Annotated in this window: 13 protein-coding genes and 1 tRNA gene; 6 read left to right on the top strand and 8 right to left on the bottom strand. The window is 67.6% G+C overall.

Going from position 1 to position 15598, the window contains the following annotated elements:
- The 4 genes from KVS69_RS10385 to dtd form a co-directional block, all read right to left on the bottom strand.
- A partial coding sequence (locus tag KVS69_RS10385; RefSeq protein ID WP_217537992.1) for a HipA family kinase occupies window positions 1–728 on the bottom strand: 728 nt, incomplete at its 3' end.
- Between the two features lie 54 nt (window positions 729–782).
- A tRNA-Ile gene (locus KVS69_RS10380) sits at window positions 783–858 on the bottom strand.
- Between the two features lie 388 nt (window positions 859–1246).
- The gene (rpoD, locus tag KVS69_RS10375; protein WP_068854157.1) at window positions 1247–3097 is read right to left on the bottom strand and encodes an RNA polymerase sigma factor RpoD; all 1851 of its coding nucleotides are present in this window, start codon (window positions 3095–3097) and stop codon (window positions 1247–1249) included.
- 89 nt (window positions 3098–3186) lie between these two features.
- Window positions 3187–3627: a D-aminoacyl-tRNA deacylase gene (gene dtd, locus KVS69_RS10370; RefSeq protein ID WP_217537996.1), complete on the bottom strand. Its 441-nt coding sequence runs from the start codon at window positions 3625–3627 to the stop codon at window positions 3187–3189.
- Window positions 3628–3700: 73 nt separating this feature from the next.
- Here dtd and KVS69_RS10365 point away from each other — a divergent pair, with 73 nt between their 5' ends.
- From KVS69_RS10365 to KVS69_RS10350, 4 genes are all read left to right on the top strand, one after another.
- On the top strand, window positions 3701–4618 hold the full coding sequence (locus KVS69_RS10365; RefSeq protein WP_095363036.1) for a lauroyl acyltransferase: 918 nt from the start codon (window positions 3701–3703) through the stop codon (window positions 4616–4618).
- Window positions 4619–4683: 65 nt separating this feature from the next.
- Complete coding sequence (ribA, locus tag KVS69_RS10360) at window positions 4684–5820, top strand: GTP cyclohydrolase II RibA (protein WP_217537991.1); 1137 nt, start codon at window positions 4684–4686, stop codon at window positions 5818–5820.
- An 87-nt stretch (window positions 5821–5907) separates the two neighbouring features.
- Complete coding sequence (locus tag KVS69_RS10355; protein ID WP_245356735.1) at window positions 5908–6429, top strand: PH domain-containing protein; 522 nt, start codon at window positions 5908–5910, stop codon at window positions 6427–6429.
- The gene (locus tag KVS69_RS10350; protein ID WP_345776803.1) at window positions 6426–7955 is read left to right on the top strand and encodes a PH domain-containing protein; all 1530 of its coding nucleotides are present in this window, start codon (window positions 6426–6428) and stop codon (window positions 7953–7955) included. The genes KVS69_RS10355 and KVS69_RS10350 overlap by 4 nt, the downstream gene beginning before the upstream one ends.
- A 93-nt stretch (window positions 7956–8048) precedes the next feature.
- Here KVS69_RS10350 and KVS69_RS10345 read toward each other — a convergent pair whose 3' ends face one another.
- Complete coding sequence (locus tag KVS69_RS10345; RefSeq protein WP_217537994.1) at window positions 8049–9107, bottom strand: CDP-glycerol glycerophosphotransferase family protein; 1059 nt, start codon at window positions 9105–9107, stop codon at window positions 8049–8051.
- Here KVS69_RS10345 and KVS69_RS10340 point away from each other — a divergent pair.
- Together KVS69_RS10340 and KVS69_RS10335 are read left to right on the top strand one after the other, a co-directional pair.
- Entirely contained in the window at window positions 9106–9927 is an 822-nt protein-coding gene (locus tag KVS69_RS10340; protein WP_068854164.1) for a glycosyltransferase family 2 protein, read from the top strand. The two genes, KVS69_RS10345 and KVS69_RS10340, sit on opposite strands and share 2 nt — an antisense overlap.
- Before the next feature lie 44 nt (window positions 9928–9971).
- On the top strand, window positions 9972–11099 hold the full coding sequence (locus KVS69_RS10335) for a glycosyltransferase (protein ID WP_217537990.1): 1128 nt from the start codon (window positions 9972–9974) through the stop codon (window positions 11097–11099).
- Window positions 11100–11145: 46 nt separating this feature from the next.
- Here the strand turns inward: KVS69_RS10335 and KVS69_RS10330 are convergent, their stop codons facing one another.
- The 3 genes from KVS69_RS10330 to rsmB form a co-directional block, all read right to left on the bottom strand.
- Window positions 11146–12438 carry an O-antigen ligase family protein gene (locus KVS69_RS10330; RefSeq protein ID WP_345776802.1) on the bottom strand — a complete coding sequence of 431 codons (1293 nt, stop codon included), beginning with the start codon at window positions 12436–12438 and terminating at the stop codon, window positions 11146–11148.
- Window positions 12439–12508: 70 nt separating this feature from the next.
- The gene (locus tag KVS69_RS10325) at window positions 12509–14233 is read right to left on the bottom strand and encodes a glycosyltransferase family 39 protein (protein ID WP_217537988.1); all 1725 of its coding nucleotides are present in this window, start codon (window positions 14231–14233) and stop codon (window positions 12509–12511) included.
- 24 nt (window positions 14234–14257) lie between these two features.
- Window positions 14258–15598, bottom strand: a complete 1341-nt coding sequence (rsmB, locus tag KVS69_RS10320; protein ID WP_217537987.1) for a 16S rRNA (cytosine(967)-C(5))-methyltransferase RsmB — start codon at window positions 15596–15598, stop codon at window positions 14258–14260.

Here is a 15598-nt window from a genome sequence, read left to right as displayed (position 1 = left end):
CTCCAAAAGTTCCCATGGGAGTATCTATTCAACAGGGCAAGACCAGCATCTGGATCGATATTGGTGGGTACGGTCTGCTCTTCATCCACGAGCTGCCACTCTTGAGGGACATTCTTGCAGGCATCGGCCCAAACCGCCAGCGCCCGACCGCACAGTTCGCGTAGACGCTGAGGTTCTATAAGATCTTGATTCAAAAGATCTATCTGGCCTGCAAAGACATGGGTCACACTGGACGTAGCAGGGTCAAAGTCCGGATCGAAGGCTAAGTTCTGATCAATGACGACCAGCTTGCGCGCCTCGGTACTCCACAGCAAATTGGGGTTCCCGCTGTAGGCCGTAAGGGTGCGGTCTCCATTGTTGATCCACCAGTCGAAAGCCAGCACATCGCGCTGCAGACAGTCAACCACCTGATGCAAGTGGGAAATGCTGAACTCCTGCACGTGTTCTACCTTCCGCGAGGCAAACAGAGGCATAGACCCCAGGTCTCGGCCTTCCGGGTGCAGTTCCAGAAGCTCGGGGGCTGCCTGTGCGATCGTGAATTCCGGAATCGGCAGACCGAAAGCTTTAGCGAGATTGCCGCCAAGCCATTCGCAGATCAGGCTGCGCTGACTTGCCGCGCGCCCTTTGACGAAGTAAAGGTTGCCGTCATCGCAGCGGCAGTGAAACGGGCGCGTCATGCCCTGCTCACTTCGGCCCTGGATCTCAACTACGGTGAGGGGTCTGATCATTGCGGCAGCTTACCCGGCCAATACCTGGTCAACATCGCTATCAGCGCTCGGATGTGGTGGGCCCACCAGGATTCGAACCTGGAACCAAAGGATTATGAGTCCTCTGCTCTAACCGTTGAGCTATAGGCCCTTCGCGGTTGCACAGTGTAGTGGAGGCGAAGCGGGGGTTGCTACTGGGGACGGGCTGAAGCAGGGCGTGCTATGCCCTACTCCAGTGCCTTTCGCGGGCGTTCGGGCCCGTGTCACGCTTGAGGTAGCCAGTGCTACATGGCGCCACTGGCCTGATCAGCGCGGCAAGGCGCCGGAGTGGGCAAGAGCGATCTTCGGTTGGGGCCATGCGTTACCGTGCCGATGAGCGAGGTCGGCGGTCGTTTGGGAACCGACCCTACCCGCCCCCAGCATTATGTGTGCCAGCGTCCGGCGCGATGCGGCGGAGCCCGATCCGTCCGACGCTGGCGGCAACCCATAAAAAAACCCCGCCGAAGCGGGGTTTTTTCATTTACGCGACTACCTGGACATCAATCGATATCCAGGAAGCTGCGCAGCTGCTCGGAGCGGCTCGGGTGGCGCAGCTTGCGCAGCGCCTTGGCTTCGATCTGGCGGATGCGCTCGCGGGTGACGTCGAACTGCTTGCCCACTTCCTCGAGGGTGTGGTCGGTGTTCATGTCGATGCCGAAGCGCATGCGCAGCACCTTGGCTTCCCTCGGGGTGAGGCCAGCCAGCACGTCACGCACGGTTTCCGACAGGTTGATGTTGGTGGTGTTCTCGATCGGGGACTCCACGTTGGTGTCCTCGATGAAGTCGCCCAGATGGGAATCCTCGTCGTCGCCGATCGGGGTTTCCATCGAGATCGGCTCCTTGGCGATCTTCATCACCTTGCGGATCTTGTCTTCCGGCATGTCCATTTCCTTGGCCAGCTCCTCCGGCGTGGCCTCGCGGCCGTACTGCTGGAGCATCTGGCGGGAAATGCGGTTCAACTTGTTGATCGTTTCGATCATGTGCACCGGAATACGGATGGTGCGCGCCTGGTCGGCGATCGAACGGGTGATGGCCTGGCGGATCCACCAGGTCGCATACGTGGAGAACTTGTAGCCGCGGCGGTACTCGAACTTGTCCACGGCCTTCATCAGGCCGATGTTGCCTTCCTGGATCAGGTCGAGGAACTGCAGGCCGCGGTTGGTGTACTTCTTGGCGATGGAGATCACCAGGCGCAGGTTGGCTTCGACCATTTCCTTCTTGGCCTTGCGCGCCTTGGCTTCGCCGTAGGCCATGGCCCGGCTGATTTCCTTCAGCTCTTCCAGCTCCAGCGAGGTGTTCTTCTCGATGTCGATGGTGGCCTGCTGCTCGGCAATGATCTGGTCCTTGACGTCACGCAGGGCCGAAGACCACTTCTGCTTGCGCTTCAGTGCGTCTTCCACCCACTCCAGGTTGGTCTGGTTGCCTTCCCAGGAACGGATGAAGTCCTTGCGCGGCATGCGGGCGGTCACGGTGGCCAGGTTCAGCACGCGGCGCTCGTGGCCCTTGATGTCGGCCATCACATCGCGCAGCTGCTTGACCAGCACGTCGGTCAGCGGCAACGGCAGCTTCAGGGTGACGAACACGGCGGCCATGTCGTCGCGCAGCTTGGTCAGCGGCTTGCGGTCGGCCTTGGTCGCCGCCTTCTTGAAGGCAGCGTAGGCAGCAGCCAGCTCGGCCATGCGGCGGGCGACTTCTTCCGGGTCCGGACCGGTCGGGCCGGCTTCTTCTTCGACGTCGTCGCCGTCTTCTTCGTCTTCGTCGGCGTCCGCATCGGCGTCGTCGCTGGTGTCTTCAGCCACGACCGGGGCCGGGACTTCTTCCACCAGGTCGTTGAAGCCGACGATCACTTCGGCCAGGCGCTTCTTGCCTTCCTTGTGCGCTTCGTAATCGGCCAGCAGCGATTCCACCGACACCGGGAAGGTGCCGAGTGCAGCCTGGACCTGGCCCAGGCCTTCTTCGATGCGCTTGGCGATGGCGATTTCGCCTTCGCGGGTCAGCAGCTCCACGGTACCCATTTCGCGCATGTACATGCGCACCGGGTCGGTGGTGCGGCCACCTTCGGTGTCGAGTGCGCTCAGTGCGGCGGCAGCTTCTTCGGCCGCGGTGTCATCGACTTCGCGGTTACCGGTGTTGCCGTCGTTGAGCAGCAGGGTTTCGGCATCGGGCGCAACTTCATGGACATCAATGCCCATGCCGTTGATCATGCCGATGATGTCTTCGATCTGCTCCGGGTCGACAATGTCGTCGGGCAGGTGGTCATTGACTTCGGCGTAGGTCAGGTAGCCCTGTTCCAGGCCCTTGCTGATCAGAAGCTTGATGTCGTTTTGCTGGGCAGGACGTTCGTTGGCCATGTAGTGCTCGCGCCACCGGCAGGGATAGGGAATAGAACCTAGCATTATACCAGCCCAGCGCCCCTCGGGCCCGGGCGGTGGTCCCGGGGTCAGGGTCTGAGCAGGAAGGTCACCGGACCATCGTTGATCAGGCTGACAACCATATGGGCGCCAAACTGACCGGTTTCCACCCCTGAAACGTGCTTTTGACGACAGATCTCCACCAATCTGTTGAATCCACGTTCAGCCTCGTCAGGCGGCGCGGCGGTATTGAAGCCCGGGCGCATCCCGCTGGCCGTGTCTGCCGCGAGGGTGAACTGGCTCACCAGCAGCAGGCCGCCCCCTGTCTCCCCCAGGGATCGGTTCATTTTCCCGCTCTCATCTGCAAACACACGGTAACCAAGCAGGCGATCGGCCATGCGCCGGATCTGGGCGTCGGTATCACCCGGCTCCATGCCCACCAGGGCCAGCAGGCCCGGGCCGATCTGGCCGACCACGGCGTGGTCCACGCTGACGCTGGCCTGGGTAACGCGCTGGATGAGGACGAGCATGGTGGGGCTTTCCAGGATGAACAAGCGGCCTACCTTAGGGGTTGAGCGCCTGCACCGGCTAGACTTTGCCCCGATGAAACCGCAAACCACCGCCCGCCTGGCCTACCGCGCCGCCGCTTTGTTCACCCGCCTGCCCTGGTCCTGGCTGCGCGGCTTTGCCCATGGCCTGGCCGGGCTCTGGATCGCCCTGAACGCCCGCGAGAGCCGGGTGACCCGGCGCAACCTGGAGCTGGCCTACCCCGAGCTGTCGGCCGAGGACCGCGCCGCCCTGCACAAGGCGGTGCTGCGCTCGACCGCGCTGCAGGCGGTGGAAACACTGCGCCTGTGGACCCGCCCGCGCGACCGGAACCTGGCCCTGCTCACCGAACGCCATGGCGAGGCGCTGTACGACGCGGCCCTGGCCAGCGGCAAGGGCGTGATCGTGGCCGCCCCGCACTACGGCAACTGGGAGCTGCTCAACCAGTGGCTGGCCTCGCGCGGGCCGATCGCCATCGTCTACAAGGCGCCGGATGAAGCGGTGGGCGATGAATTCCTGCAGCTGGTCCGGGGCGGCAGCAACGTGCAGCAGGTCCGGGCCGAAGGGCCGGCGGTGCGCCAGCTGTTCAAGGTGCTCAAGGACGGCGGCGCCACCGGCATCCTGCCGGACCAGCAACCCAAGGCCGGCGATGGCGTGTTCGCCCCGTTCTTCGGGGTGGAAGCGCTGACCATGACCCTGGTCAACCGGCTGGCCGAGCGCACCGGGGCCACGGTGCTGTACGGGTGGTGCGAACGCACCGGGCCGGGCATGCAGTTCGCCCTGCACATCACGCCGGCTGACGCCGCCGTGGCCGATCCTGACCCGCGCACGGCCGCCAGTGCGCTCAATGCCGGCATCGAGGCGATTGCCCGCCGCGATCCGGCCCAGTACCAGTGGACCTACAAGCGTTACACGCTGCGCCCGCCGCACAGCGACGAAGTGGACCCGTACGCCACCGACCGACATCCGCACTGAGCGCGACGCTGCGTCGCACCGGCCACGATTGAATCGGCGCCTTCCGACCCCACTGTGAAACCACGATGTCCCCCACGGCCCCTGCCATGTCCCCAGTTGCTTCTTCCCCGTTCGGCGATCCGGCCGCGATCCGCTGCGAGCGCGCGGTGGCCGAACTGCGTGCCGGCCGCCCGGTGGTGATCGATGACGGCCACGGCCAGCGCCTGGCTTTCATTGCCCTGGACAGCAGTACGCGCAGCAGCTACACCGCCTTTGCCGGGGTGGCCGCCGGGCAGCATTACCTGTTCCTGACCGCTACCCGTGCGCGGGTGCTGGGGGTGGCCGCCGAAGACGGCGCACGCGTCCCGCTGGCCGGGGTCGACTTTGATGCACTGCCCTCGCTGAGCTACCTGCGCGATGCCGAGCCGATGCCGGCCGGCTGGACCGCCGGGCAGGCCCTGGATGAGGGCGCGGTGGAAATCGCCCGGCTGGGCCTGCTGCTCCCGGCCATGGTCGGGGTACTGCTGGCCCCGGGCGATGCCCGCTTCGACAGCTGCGCGCAGGTATCGCTGTGCGACCTGGCCCAGGGCGCCGAGCAGGCCGCACACGCCTATGAACTGGTGGCACGCTCGCCGGTGCCGCTGCGCGAAGTGGGCATGACCGAATTTGCGGTGTTCCGCGGCGGCGTGGCCCAGCGCGACCAGGTGGCGATCATCGTGGGCAACCCCGATCTTGCCGGCGTGGTACCGGTGCGCGTGCATTCCTCGTGCCTGACCGGCGATCTGTTCGGCTCGCTCAAGTGCGACTGCGGCGACCAGCTGCGGCGCGGGCTGCGCAAGCTCAAGGAACTGGGCGGTGGGGTGCTGCTGTACCTGGACCAGGAAGGCCGCGGCACCGGCATTGCCGCCAAGATGCGCGCCTATGGCTACCAGCACGATGGGCTGGATACGATCGATGCCGATGCACAGCTGGGCTTCGGCGCCGACGAGCGCCGCTATGGCAGCGCGGTGGCGATGCTGCAGGGCCTGGGCGTACAGCGCGTACAGCTGCTCAGCAACAACCCGACCAAGGCCCAGCGCCTGCGCCATGCCGGGATCGAGGTGGTGGACTGCGTGCCGGTGACCGGCGACATCACCGCCGAGAACGAGCACTACCTGCGCACCAAGGCCGAACGCGCCGGCCACCTGCTGGATGTGGACGCGCTGATACAGGCCGCGCAATAGCCCGCGCCAACCTGCTACCGTCTGCGCGACGGGCGCAGCCGACCTGATGTGGACGCCCGGCATGTTTCCTCCTGCCGAGCGCTTGCCTTGTCCGACCCGTCCCCTGCCCCGTTGCCGTCCCCACCCCCCCTGCCCGACCAGGGCACGTGGCAGCCGCTGCCGCTGCGCGCGGCCACCATCGCCGGCGTGGCCGGTGCCATCACCGGTGCAATCTTCATCGGGGGCGTGCTCGGCACGCTGTGGGTGGTCTTCGACCTGCCGATGCGCTGGATCGCGGGACCGGCCATGCTGCTTCCCGGCGCGCTGATCGGCGGCGTCTTCGGCTTCCGCCGGCAGCGCCGCACGTGGTGGCGGCTGGATGCGCAGGGGCTGGGCGTGCGCCGTGACCTGATGTGGCAGCTGGAGACCCGGGTGCCGCTGTCGCGCGTGCAGCACCTGGACCTGCGCCGTGGCCCGATCGAACGCACCGCGCGGCTGTCCACCCTGGTGGTGCATACCGCCGGCAGCCGTTTCAGTGCGGTGTCGCTGGCCGGGCTGGACCAGGCCGATGCCGAGCACCTGCGCGATACGCTGGGGCGCCAGCTGGACCAGGACGACGACGCCCTGTGAGCACGCCCCTGGCTGACGACGGCGCCCCCGACCAGCGCCTGCATCCATGGTCGTGGCTGTTCGTGCTGCTGATGCAGCTGCGCCAGTTCCTGCTGCCGCTGGTAGCGCTGGTGGTGTTCGGTGGCCGCGGCGACAGTGACCAGGAGGAGATGTGGTCGAACCTGGCGGCGCTGGTGGTGATCGTGGTGCTGGTGGCCGTTTCCATCCTGCAGTACCTCACCTTCCATTACCGGATCGGCCGCGATGCGATCAGCGTGCGCAGCGGGGTGATTTCACGCAACCGGCGCGAGATTCCCTTCGCACGCATCCACAACGTGGTGGTGCACCAGAATCCGTTGCACCGGCTGTTCGGCGTGGCCGAACTGCGCCTGGAATCGGCCGGCGGGAACCGGCCGGAAGCGGAAATGCGCGTGCTCAAGCTGGACCAGGCGCTGGCGCTGGAGCAGCTGGTGCGCCAGCGCGGGCAGCAGCAGGTGGCCAGCGGGGATACGACGGCGGTGCAAACCCCCGACGTCCCGGCCGAAGATGTCCTGCTGCAGCTGGGTACCGCCGATGTGGTGCGCGTCGGGCTGTTGTCCAATCGCGGCTGGGTGGTGGTGCTGGCCGCTATCGGTGCGTCGTACCAGCTGTTCCCGCGCGGCGCGGTCGACGACGCCATTGAACACGGTGGCCGCCAGGCGTTCGGCTATGCCAGCTCCCTGCACCCGGCCACCTGGGTTTGGGTGGTGGCGGCACTGGTAATGGTGATCGGCTTCTGGGCACTGCTGCGGGTGTTCTCCGTGGCGGTGGCGCTGCTGCGCTATCACGGCTTCCGGCTGACCGAACACGAGCGCCGCCTCACCGTGGCCAGCGGCCTGCTCACGCGTATGCGCACCAGTGTGGCGCGCCGGCGGATCCAGGCCTGGACGCTGCGCGAAACCGCGCTGCAGCGCTGGTTCGATCGCCGCCACCTGCGCATCGATATCGCCGCCGGTGTATCCACCGATGGCGAACGCCGCGACCTGCGCGAACTGGCGCCGCTGGCAAGGCCCGAGGCCTGTAACACGCTGGTGCAGCACCTTCTGCCGCAGCTGCAGTGGCCACCGGCGCAGTGGCGCCCGGTGCCGCTGCGCGGCTGGTGGCGGTTGTGCCTGCCGGCGCTGGTGATCGTGCCGCTGCTGGCTGCCGGTGCCGTGTGGGAAGTGGGGCCGTGGGGCGCGCTGGTGCTGGCGTGGCTGCCGTGGTCGGCGCTGCGCGCACATCGCACCATGGCGCATATGGGCTGGCACCTGGATGCGCGTTACGTGGCCGTGCGCGGTGGCTGGTGGCAACGCTGGTGGCGGTTTGCCGAGCTGGACAAGCTGCAGGCGCTGCGGCTGGGCCGCTCGCCGCTGGACCGGTGGCTGGGCACGTCCAGCGTATGGCTGGATACGGCGGGGGCAAGCGGCAGCATCGCGTTGTGCCTGCGGTATCTGCCGGAAGCCGAGGCGCGGGCGGTGTTTGAACAGCTCAGCGCCGCGCTCGGGGAACGTCGGCTTCGGTGGTGAGACCGGACGTGCATGGCTTGTTTACGTGCGCAGGGGCATGGCTTTGACACGCATGGCGTGTCACTACGAGCCTTGGTCGCTCGGGCGGCTTCGTTATCGCTTTGAGGGGCCCCAATAGCCCAGGTCCCTGCGGATCTGCAGGCCGCGCGTCCAGGCGCCGAACGGCTTGCGCTTCAGGGTGCCCAACTCGCCTGCAAGGAAATCCTCGGTGGCGGCGATCACGCGCTCGCTGGAGCGGCCGTCTCGCCACGGGTGGATGTCGTCGGCGTAGCGGCGGATCTCCGCCATCAACGCCGGCTCCGGGTGCAGCGCGCGTGCCAGCATCGCCGGCAGCTGGGCCGGATCGTCGAAATCGATCATGTGCGGCTGCGGGACGCGGTTGCGGAAGGTCACCACGGGTTTGTGCTGCACCACGAACTCGGAGACGATCGAGGAGGTGTCCGACACCAGCACATCGGCGGCGCGCTGCGCGGCCATCACCTGCTCCGGTTCGATGAAGGCGGCGTTGGCGCCGGCCAGTGCGCGGTAGCGCGCGAACAACTCCGGCGGGCACTTGGGGTGCAGGGTCAGCAGCCAGTAGTGGCCGCCCCGTGCGATGTCCCCGGCGATCTGCTCGTAGAGGTGCGGGGCCGCACTGAGGCGCTCGGTGAAGGTGGAGCCGAACAGGATCACCGGCCGCCCCTGCGCGGGCGCGCGCAGCGCCGCACTGGCGCCGCCGTCGTCCAGGAACAGCGGGTCGAGCTTGGGCCAGCCGGTCTCGGCTACCGCGAAGTGGCCCTCACGTGCGGCCAGCTCGCGGAACGGGGTGGTGGTGGCCGGGCCCTGGGTGCAGTACAGGTCGAACAGCCCGCGTACGCGGAAGTGGCCACGGGCACTGTCGCGCTTCTGCACGTTGAAGCCATGGAAGACCTGCACCTTGGCCCCGGCAATGAACGGCGGCACCCAGTTGGCCGCGCTGAACACCGCGCGCGGGCGCAGCGCCAGCGCCTGCTGCAGGCCAACGTTGGGCACGCCTGGCAGGCTGGCCCCGGCCGCTCCGTCGGCAAACCACGCCGACACCGATTGACCGGAGGCGTGCAACGCCTGGGCCAACGGGGCGAGAATAGGCAACGCATAGCGTTCCGTCGCAAACAGCAGGTACTCGGCCATCATGTCCTCCACGACCGCTCCCGTTGAACGGCCTCGCATCTCGGCCTGCATTATCGCGTTCAATGAAGCCGACCGCATCGGCGACTGCCTGGCCTCGCTGGCCTTCTGCGATGAGGTCATCGTGGTGGACTCGTATTCCACCGATGCCACGGTGGCCATCGCCACGGCCGCCGGGGCGCGGGTGCTGCAACGCCCGTTCGACGGCTTCCGCAGCCAGAAGGCATTCTGCGTGGCGCAGGCCACGCACGACTGGGTGCTGTGCCTGGATGCCGACGAACGCATCAGCGACGACCTGCGCGCAGCGATCCTCGCCGCCCAGGCGGTGGGCTTCACCGGCCACCATGGCTATCGCTTTGCCCGGCTTTCCGAGTACTTCGGCAAGTTCCTGCGCCATGGCAATGCCTACCCGGACCGGGTGCTGCGGCTGTTCGACCGCCGCCACGGCGGCTGGCGCGGCAAGCGCGAGATCCATGAGGCGGCCAGCGTGGATGGCAGCGTGGGGACGCTGCGCGGCGACCTGATCCACTACCCCTACCGCTCGCTGGAGCAGCAGCTGGCCAAGACCCAGCGCTATGCGCGGATGATGGCCGAGCACGAGTTCGCGCGCGGCAAGCGCGCCACGCTGGCCAAGCTGGTGCTGGCCCCGGCGTGGCGCTTCTGGCGGGGGCTGCTGCTGCGCGGCGGTTTCCGCGATGGCTGGCATGGCCTGGTGTATGCCTACGTGCGCGCCAACTACGTGCGGCAGAAGACCATCATGCTGTGGATGCTGCAGCACGGGCAGCCGGTCAGCGATCCGCCACGGGACGTTGGCGACACTCCCTGAACACGGGTATGTCAGACTTTGGGGGCGTATTACCGAAGGCCCCCATGAAGATCCTCTACACCAACTTCCACGCCGGTGATGGCGGTGGGCACACCACCTACCTGGCGTCGCTGGCGCGCGCACTGTCGCCGCGCCATCAGCTGTTCATGGCCGCACCCGGCGGCAGCCGGATACTGCGGGTAGTGCGCCAGGAGCGCATCGCCGAGCCGGTGGAGATCGCCTTCAGCAGCGGCCTGGCCACGCTGGGCCGGCAGTGGGCAGACCTGCGCACGCTGCGCGGGCTGATCCGCGAGCACGCCATCGATATCGTGCATGCCAACGGCGCACGCGATCACCGGGTGGCCATGGAGGCCGTGGCGGGTCTGTCCCGGCGGCCCAAGCTGGTGTTCACCAAGCACAACAGCAAATCCAGCAATACTTTCGGCAATGCCGTGCGCGCACGCTGGGGCACCGACCGGGTGATCGCCGTGTCCGAACACACCCGGCAGATGCTGCTGGACAGCCCGTACCGGCGCTGCCCGATCGACGTGGTGCGCAACGGGGTGGACCTGCAGCGCTTTTCGCCGGTTGCGCCCGCCGATGGCGCGGCCCTGCGCGCGCGCTGGACCCTCGACCCGGATGCACTGGTGCTGGTCAGCAATGCCGGCACCGATGGCCACAAGGGCTGGATCGACCTGGCCCGCGCCATCGCCACCCTGCCCGAACCGCTGCGCGGCAAGGTGCACATGGCCGTGGCCGGACGCGAGCCCGACCCGCTTCTGGTGGCGGAAGTGGAACAGCTTGGCGTGTCCGGGCAGGTGCATTTTGCCGGGCTGCTGGAGGACATCCGCCCGTTCGTGGCCAGCGGCGATGCGGGCTTCGTGCTGTCCTACGATGTGGAAACCATCTCGTTTGCCTGCCGCGAAATGATGGCGATGGGCAAGCCGGTGATGGTCAGCGATTACGCGGGTTTGCCTGAGAACATCACGCATGGGCACAACGGCTGGATCGTGCCGGTGCGGAACGTGGCAGCCATTGCCGCACAGGTGGTGGCGCTGTATGAGCAGCGGCAGACATTGCCGGCCGTCGGCCAGGCCGCGCGCGCGCATGCGGTGGAAGCGTTCGGGTTGGAGACGTTCAGTGCGTTGACTGAAGCTGGTTATGTGGCGGTGTTGGGTGGGGCAGCCGATTAGCAGCCGACTAACAGTCGGCTCTACACGTCGGCTCTACACGTCGGCACTACACGTCGGTTGGGGTGCGCAGGCGCAGGGGGTCGGACAGGGCCAGGAAGAAGGCGATCCAGGTGGCGTAGAACGAGGCGGTGCGCATGTCGCGGAACATCATTTCGGTCAGGCCGAACACCGCAAAGCCCACGCAGATCATCAGGCCCGCACCGGCGAACAGGCGGGTGGGCCGGTCGGTCACGCCCAACCGCAGGCGCCTGGCGAACACCCAGCCCGGCGCGATGTAGAGCAGTACCAGGCCCAACCCGCCCAGCACGCCGTAGGTGGCCAGGAAGTACAGCAGGTCGTTGTGGGTTTCGCCGAAGTCGCGCGCCACCGTCGGGGTGACCTGCTTGGCCTCGGCCAGCTGCGCCAGCTCCTCGCGGAAGCGGTCACCGCCGCCCACGCCGAACAGCGGCTCGCTGCGGATCATGTGGCCGGCCGCGCTCCACAGCTGCAGGCGGATGCATACCGAGGTATCGGAGAGGTGCGCCACCTGGCACTGGTCGAACTCGCTCACGCCAAGGTGGATGCGCTCGCGCATCGAGGCGTCGCTGGCCACGATGATGCCGGCCAGGCCCAGCAGCAGCGCAGCGGCCAGGACCTTGAAGCGGTTCATGCGGCGCCCCTGCACCAGCAGCGCGATGAACAGGAAGAACGGAATGGCCAGCAGGCCGCCACGGGTCTGCGTGGCCAGGAAGGCCCCGATCCCGGCGATGCCGCTGACCAGCTTGAGTGCGAATTCGGTGCGGCGGAAGCGGGTGATGCGCAGGCCCAGCAACAGGAAGGCGATCACCGAGAACAACAGGGTCAGGTCGCCGTAGGTGACGGCGTTGAACTGGCGGGTCGCAGGGCGCGCACCGGTGCTCAGCACCAGCCAGGCCACGTTGATCACGGCATACCAGATGCCGGCCAGCAGGCCGAACGCGGCATGGGCCAGGACAGGGCGCGGCATGCGCAACGCGGCGGCGAGAATCAAGCCCACGGTGAGGAAACGCACCGCTTTTTCGGTTTCCGACCCCTTCCAGATGCCATGCACGGCAAGGCTGGTCAGCACGCCCAGCAGCATCACGCCCATGCCTGCCACCATCCACAGGTACTCGCGGCGGTTGTTGCACCAGACGGTGCCGACGGCCGGGCGACGCACCCAGGCCAGCACGATGAAGCTGAGAAGCACCAGCCCGTAATAGCCCGCGCTGCCGCCGTCCATCGTGGACATCAGCAGTACCGGCGACAGGCCAAGCGCGATCGTGAACACCCAGGCCAGGACAGGGTGGACGCCGGCGGTACGGGGAAGCGCGTTGTTCACGTTCAATGCGACTCGGGCGGAGCGGGCGGCATTGTCGCTGATCGGTCGGGAATGATCCATGAGCGCAGGGTCAGTCCTCGCCCTCTTCCTTGCCCTGCTCGCGGCGTATCCGCGCCAGGTCCACGGCACTGGGCTGGCAGGGCCCTGCGAACGCACGCGCCGGTACCAGCCACCAGCCCCGCCGATTGGCCACCCCCACGCGCTCGGCCTGGGCCCGGTCCACGCAGGCCAGCAGTGCGGCCTGCTGCACGAGCAGCCAGCGCTGCTCGGGCGCCTGTGCCTGCCATGCCCGGCCGTCCTGCAGCTGCAGGTACCAGCGCCGCTTGAAGCCGAAGGTGCGCACCGGCCGGTCGGACATGAGCAGGTTCTGTTCCTTCCAGCCCACCAGGCCCAGCTCGGCATCCGGGCCGATGCGCTGGCCCACCTGGTACATCAATCCGCGCGCCGAACTTGAATCGTTGAACAGCGGGTAGCCCACCAGCCCGTAGGCCACCCATGCCATGGCCAGGATCGACACCACCGCCAGGTGGAAACGACGCGCACCGCTGAACACCAGGCTGACCACGCCCCAGCTGCCCAGTGCGATGCCGACCCAGCCCAGCGCGGCGGTCACCGAGGTGTCGATGCCCCGCTCAAGGATGAGCTTGCGCTCGAAGCTGGGCTCACCGCCAAGCATGGCCACGCCGATCCCCAGCAGCGCGACGGTAAGCAGGAGCGCGAAGCCGCCCAGCACCCATTGCACGTCGCGCCGCCGCAGCAGGCCCGGCAGCAGCGGTGCCAGCGCCAGGCAGAACATCGGCAGCGCCGGCAGGATGTAGACGTCGCGCTTGCCGTGCGGAATGGAGAAGAACAGCACGATCAGCAGCCACCAGCCCAGCAGCAGCAGGTAGCGCGGGTCGCGCCGGCGCAGGCGCCGCCACCAGGCGGGAATCGCCCACGGCACCAGCAGGAACGCCGGGACCCACATGGACGGCATGGTGGCCAGGAAATACCACCACGGCTGGTGGTGGTCCCAGGACTGCGCGTAACGCTTGGCGGTCTGCCGGAAAAGGATATCGTTCATGTACGCACGGTATTCGGCCGAGCCGCTGGCGGTGGCGGCCAGCACCATCGGCACCAGCCACAGCGCAATGGCGGCCAGGAAGGCCAACGGCCCTACCCAGAACCGCCAGTTGCGCAGGTCGAGCCGGACGCGCGGCCACCCCATGGCGACCGCGGCCAGCGCCGGTACCAGCATGAACAGCGCCAGCACGCCCACGCCCTTGGTGATCACCCCCAGCCCGGCGGCGAACCAGCCCAGCCACCACCAGCGCCAAGCCGGCCCGCACAGCAGGTGGCGCAGCAGGCCGTAGTTGGCCAGGGTGATGAAGAACACCACGAGCGGGTCAATCTGGGCCTTCTTTGCCTGGAAGGTGAAGTGCACCGCGAACAGCAGTGCCCAGGCGGCGTACAGGCCCACCTTGCGGGTCCACAGCCGGCGCCCAAGGTCATACACGCAGGCCAGCGTGCCCAGCGACGCCAGCAGGGTGGGCAGCAGGAACGCCACCCGCCAGTCGCGCAGCACGGTATAGAGCACGGCCTGCAGCCACATCAGCATCGGCGGCTTGTCCGAGTAAAGCTCGGTGCCACGGTGCGGGAACAGCCAGTCCCCGCTGAGCACCATCTGCTTGGCCACCAGCGCAAAGCGCGGTTCGTCCGATGGCCAGGGATCGCGCATGCCCAGCCCTGCCCCCAGTACCAGCAGGGCCATCAGCGCAAGCAACCAGAATTCCCGGGATTCGCGTGTTTTCAGCATGGGCGCGATTCTAACGGTGCAGGGTTACCCTTTCTTTAGCAGACGTGCATAGAAGAAGCCGTCAGCACCCTGTTCCCCCGGCAGGCGCTGGCGCCCGGCCCAGGAGTCATGACCGTAAGCGTCACCCAGTGGCAGGAAACCCGCGCCGCGGGTGCGCTGCAGGAAGGCCTCGATCTGGAACTGGTTTTCCTCGCGCAGGATCGAGCATGTCGCATACAACAAGGTGCCGCCCGGGGCGAGCATGCCGAAGCAGGCATCGAGCAGGCGCGCCTGCAACGCCACCAGCGCCGGAATATCGGTAGCGCGGCGGTGCAGCAGCACGTCCGGCTGGCGGCGGATGATGCCGGTGGCCGAGCACGGCGCATCGAGCAGGATCACGTCGAAGGGCTGCCCGTCCCACCAGCTGGCCGGGTCGGTGGCATCGGCCGCACGCACCTGGGCGTGTTCGCCCCCGCCGGTGCGCGCAAAGGTCTCACTGATGCGCTTGAGCCGGCGCGCATCGATATCCAGCGCCAGCAGGCGCAGGCTGGGGTCGCGCTCGAGCAGGTGCGCGGACTTGCCGCCCGGCGCGGCGCAGGCGTCAAGCACGCGCGCGCCCTTGGGCACGGCCAGCGCATCCGCCACCTGCTGGGCCGACAGGTCCTGCACCGACAACGCGCCATCGCTGAAGCCTGGCAACGCGGAGACGGCCACCGGTACCGGCAGGCGGATCGCATCGCTGCCCAGCGCGCTGGCCTCGGCGGCGATGCCGGCCGCTTGCAGCCGCTCCAGCATCACATCGCGACTGCCGTGCTGGCGGTTGACCCGCAGCCACAACGGCGCCGGCTGCAGGCTGGCGGCAAAAACGTCCTCGGCCTGGTCGGGCCAGTCCTGTTCGATCTGTTCGGCCATCCACTGCGGGAAGGCCTCGCGCGCCGGCAGGGCTGGAATGCCATCGCGCTGGGCGCGGCGCAGCAATGCATTGACCATTCCGGCCTGGCGCTCCTTGCCCAGCGCGCGGGCGGCATCGACCGTGGCCGAAAGTGCGGCATGCGCCGGCAGGTCGAGCGCATCGAGCTGGGCAAAGCCGACCAGCAGCAGCGCGCGCAGTTCGTCCTCGCGCACGCTGAGCGGGCGCTGCATCCATTTCGCCAGGGCGGCGTCATAGGCGGTGCGCCGGCGCAGCACGGCAAAGCACAGCGCTTCGAGCAGGGCGCGGTCGCGGCTGTCGTCCAGCGTAGGCAGCGCGGTGGCCAGTTCGGCTTTGAGCGAGCGCCCACGGCCGATCACCTGGGCCAGCACACGGGCGGCGAGCACGCGGGTGGGTACGCCCGGGGCCAGGCCGGACAGCGCGGGGGACGGTTTGTTCTGGCGGGGCTGGGCCAT

The organism is Stenotrophomonas sp. GbtcB23 (genome assembly GCF_019091045.1).
GTDB lineage: Bacteria > Pseudomonadota > Gammaproteobacteria > Xanthomonadales > Xanthomonadaceae > Stenotrophomonas > Stenotrophomonas rhizophila_A.
Note: the sequence above shows the minus strand (reverse complement) of the source record. Positions and strands in the feature narration are given on the sequence as shown.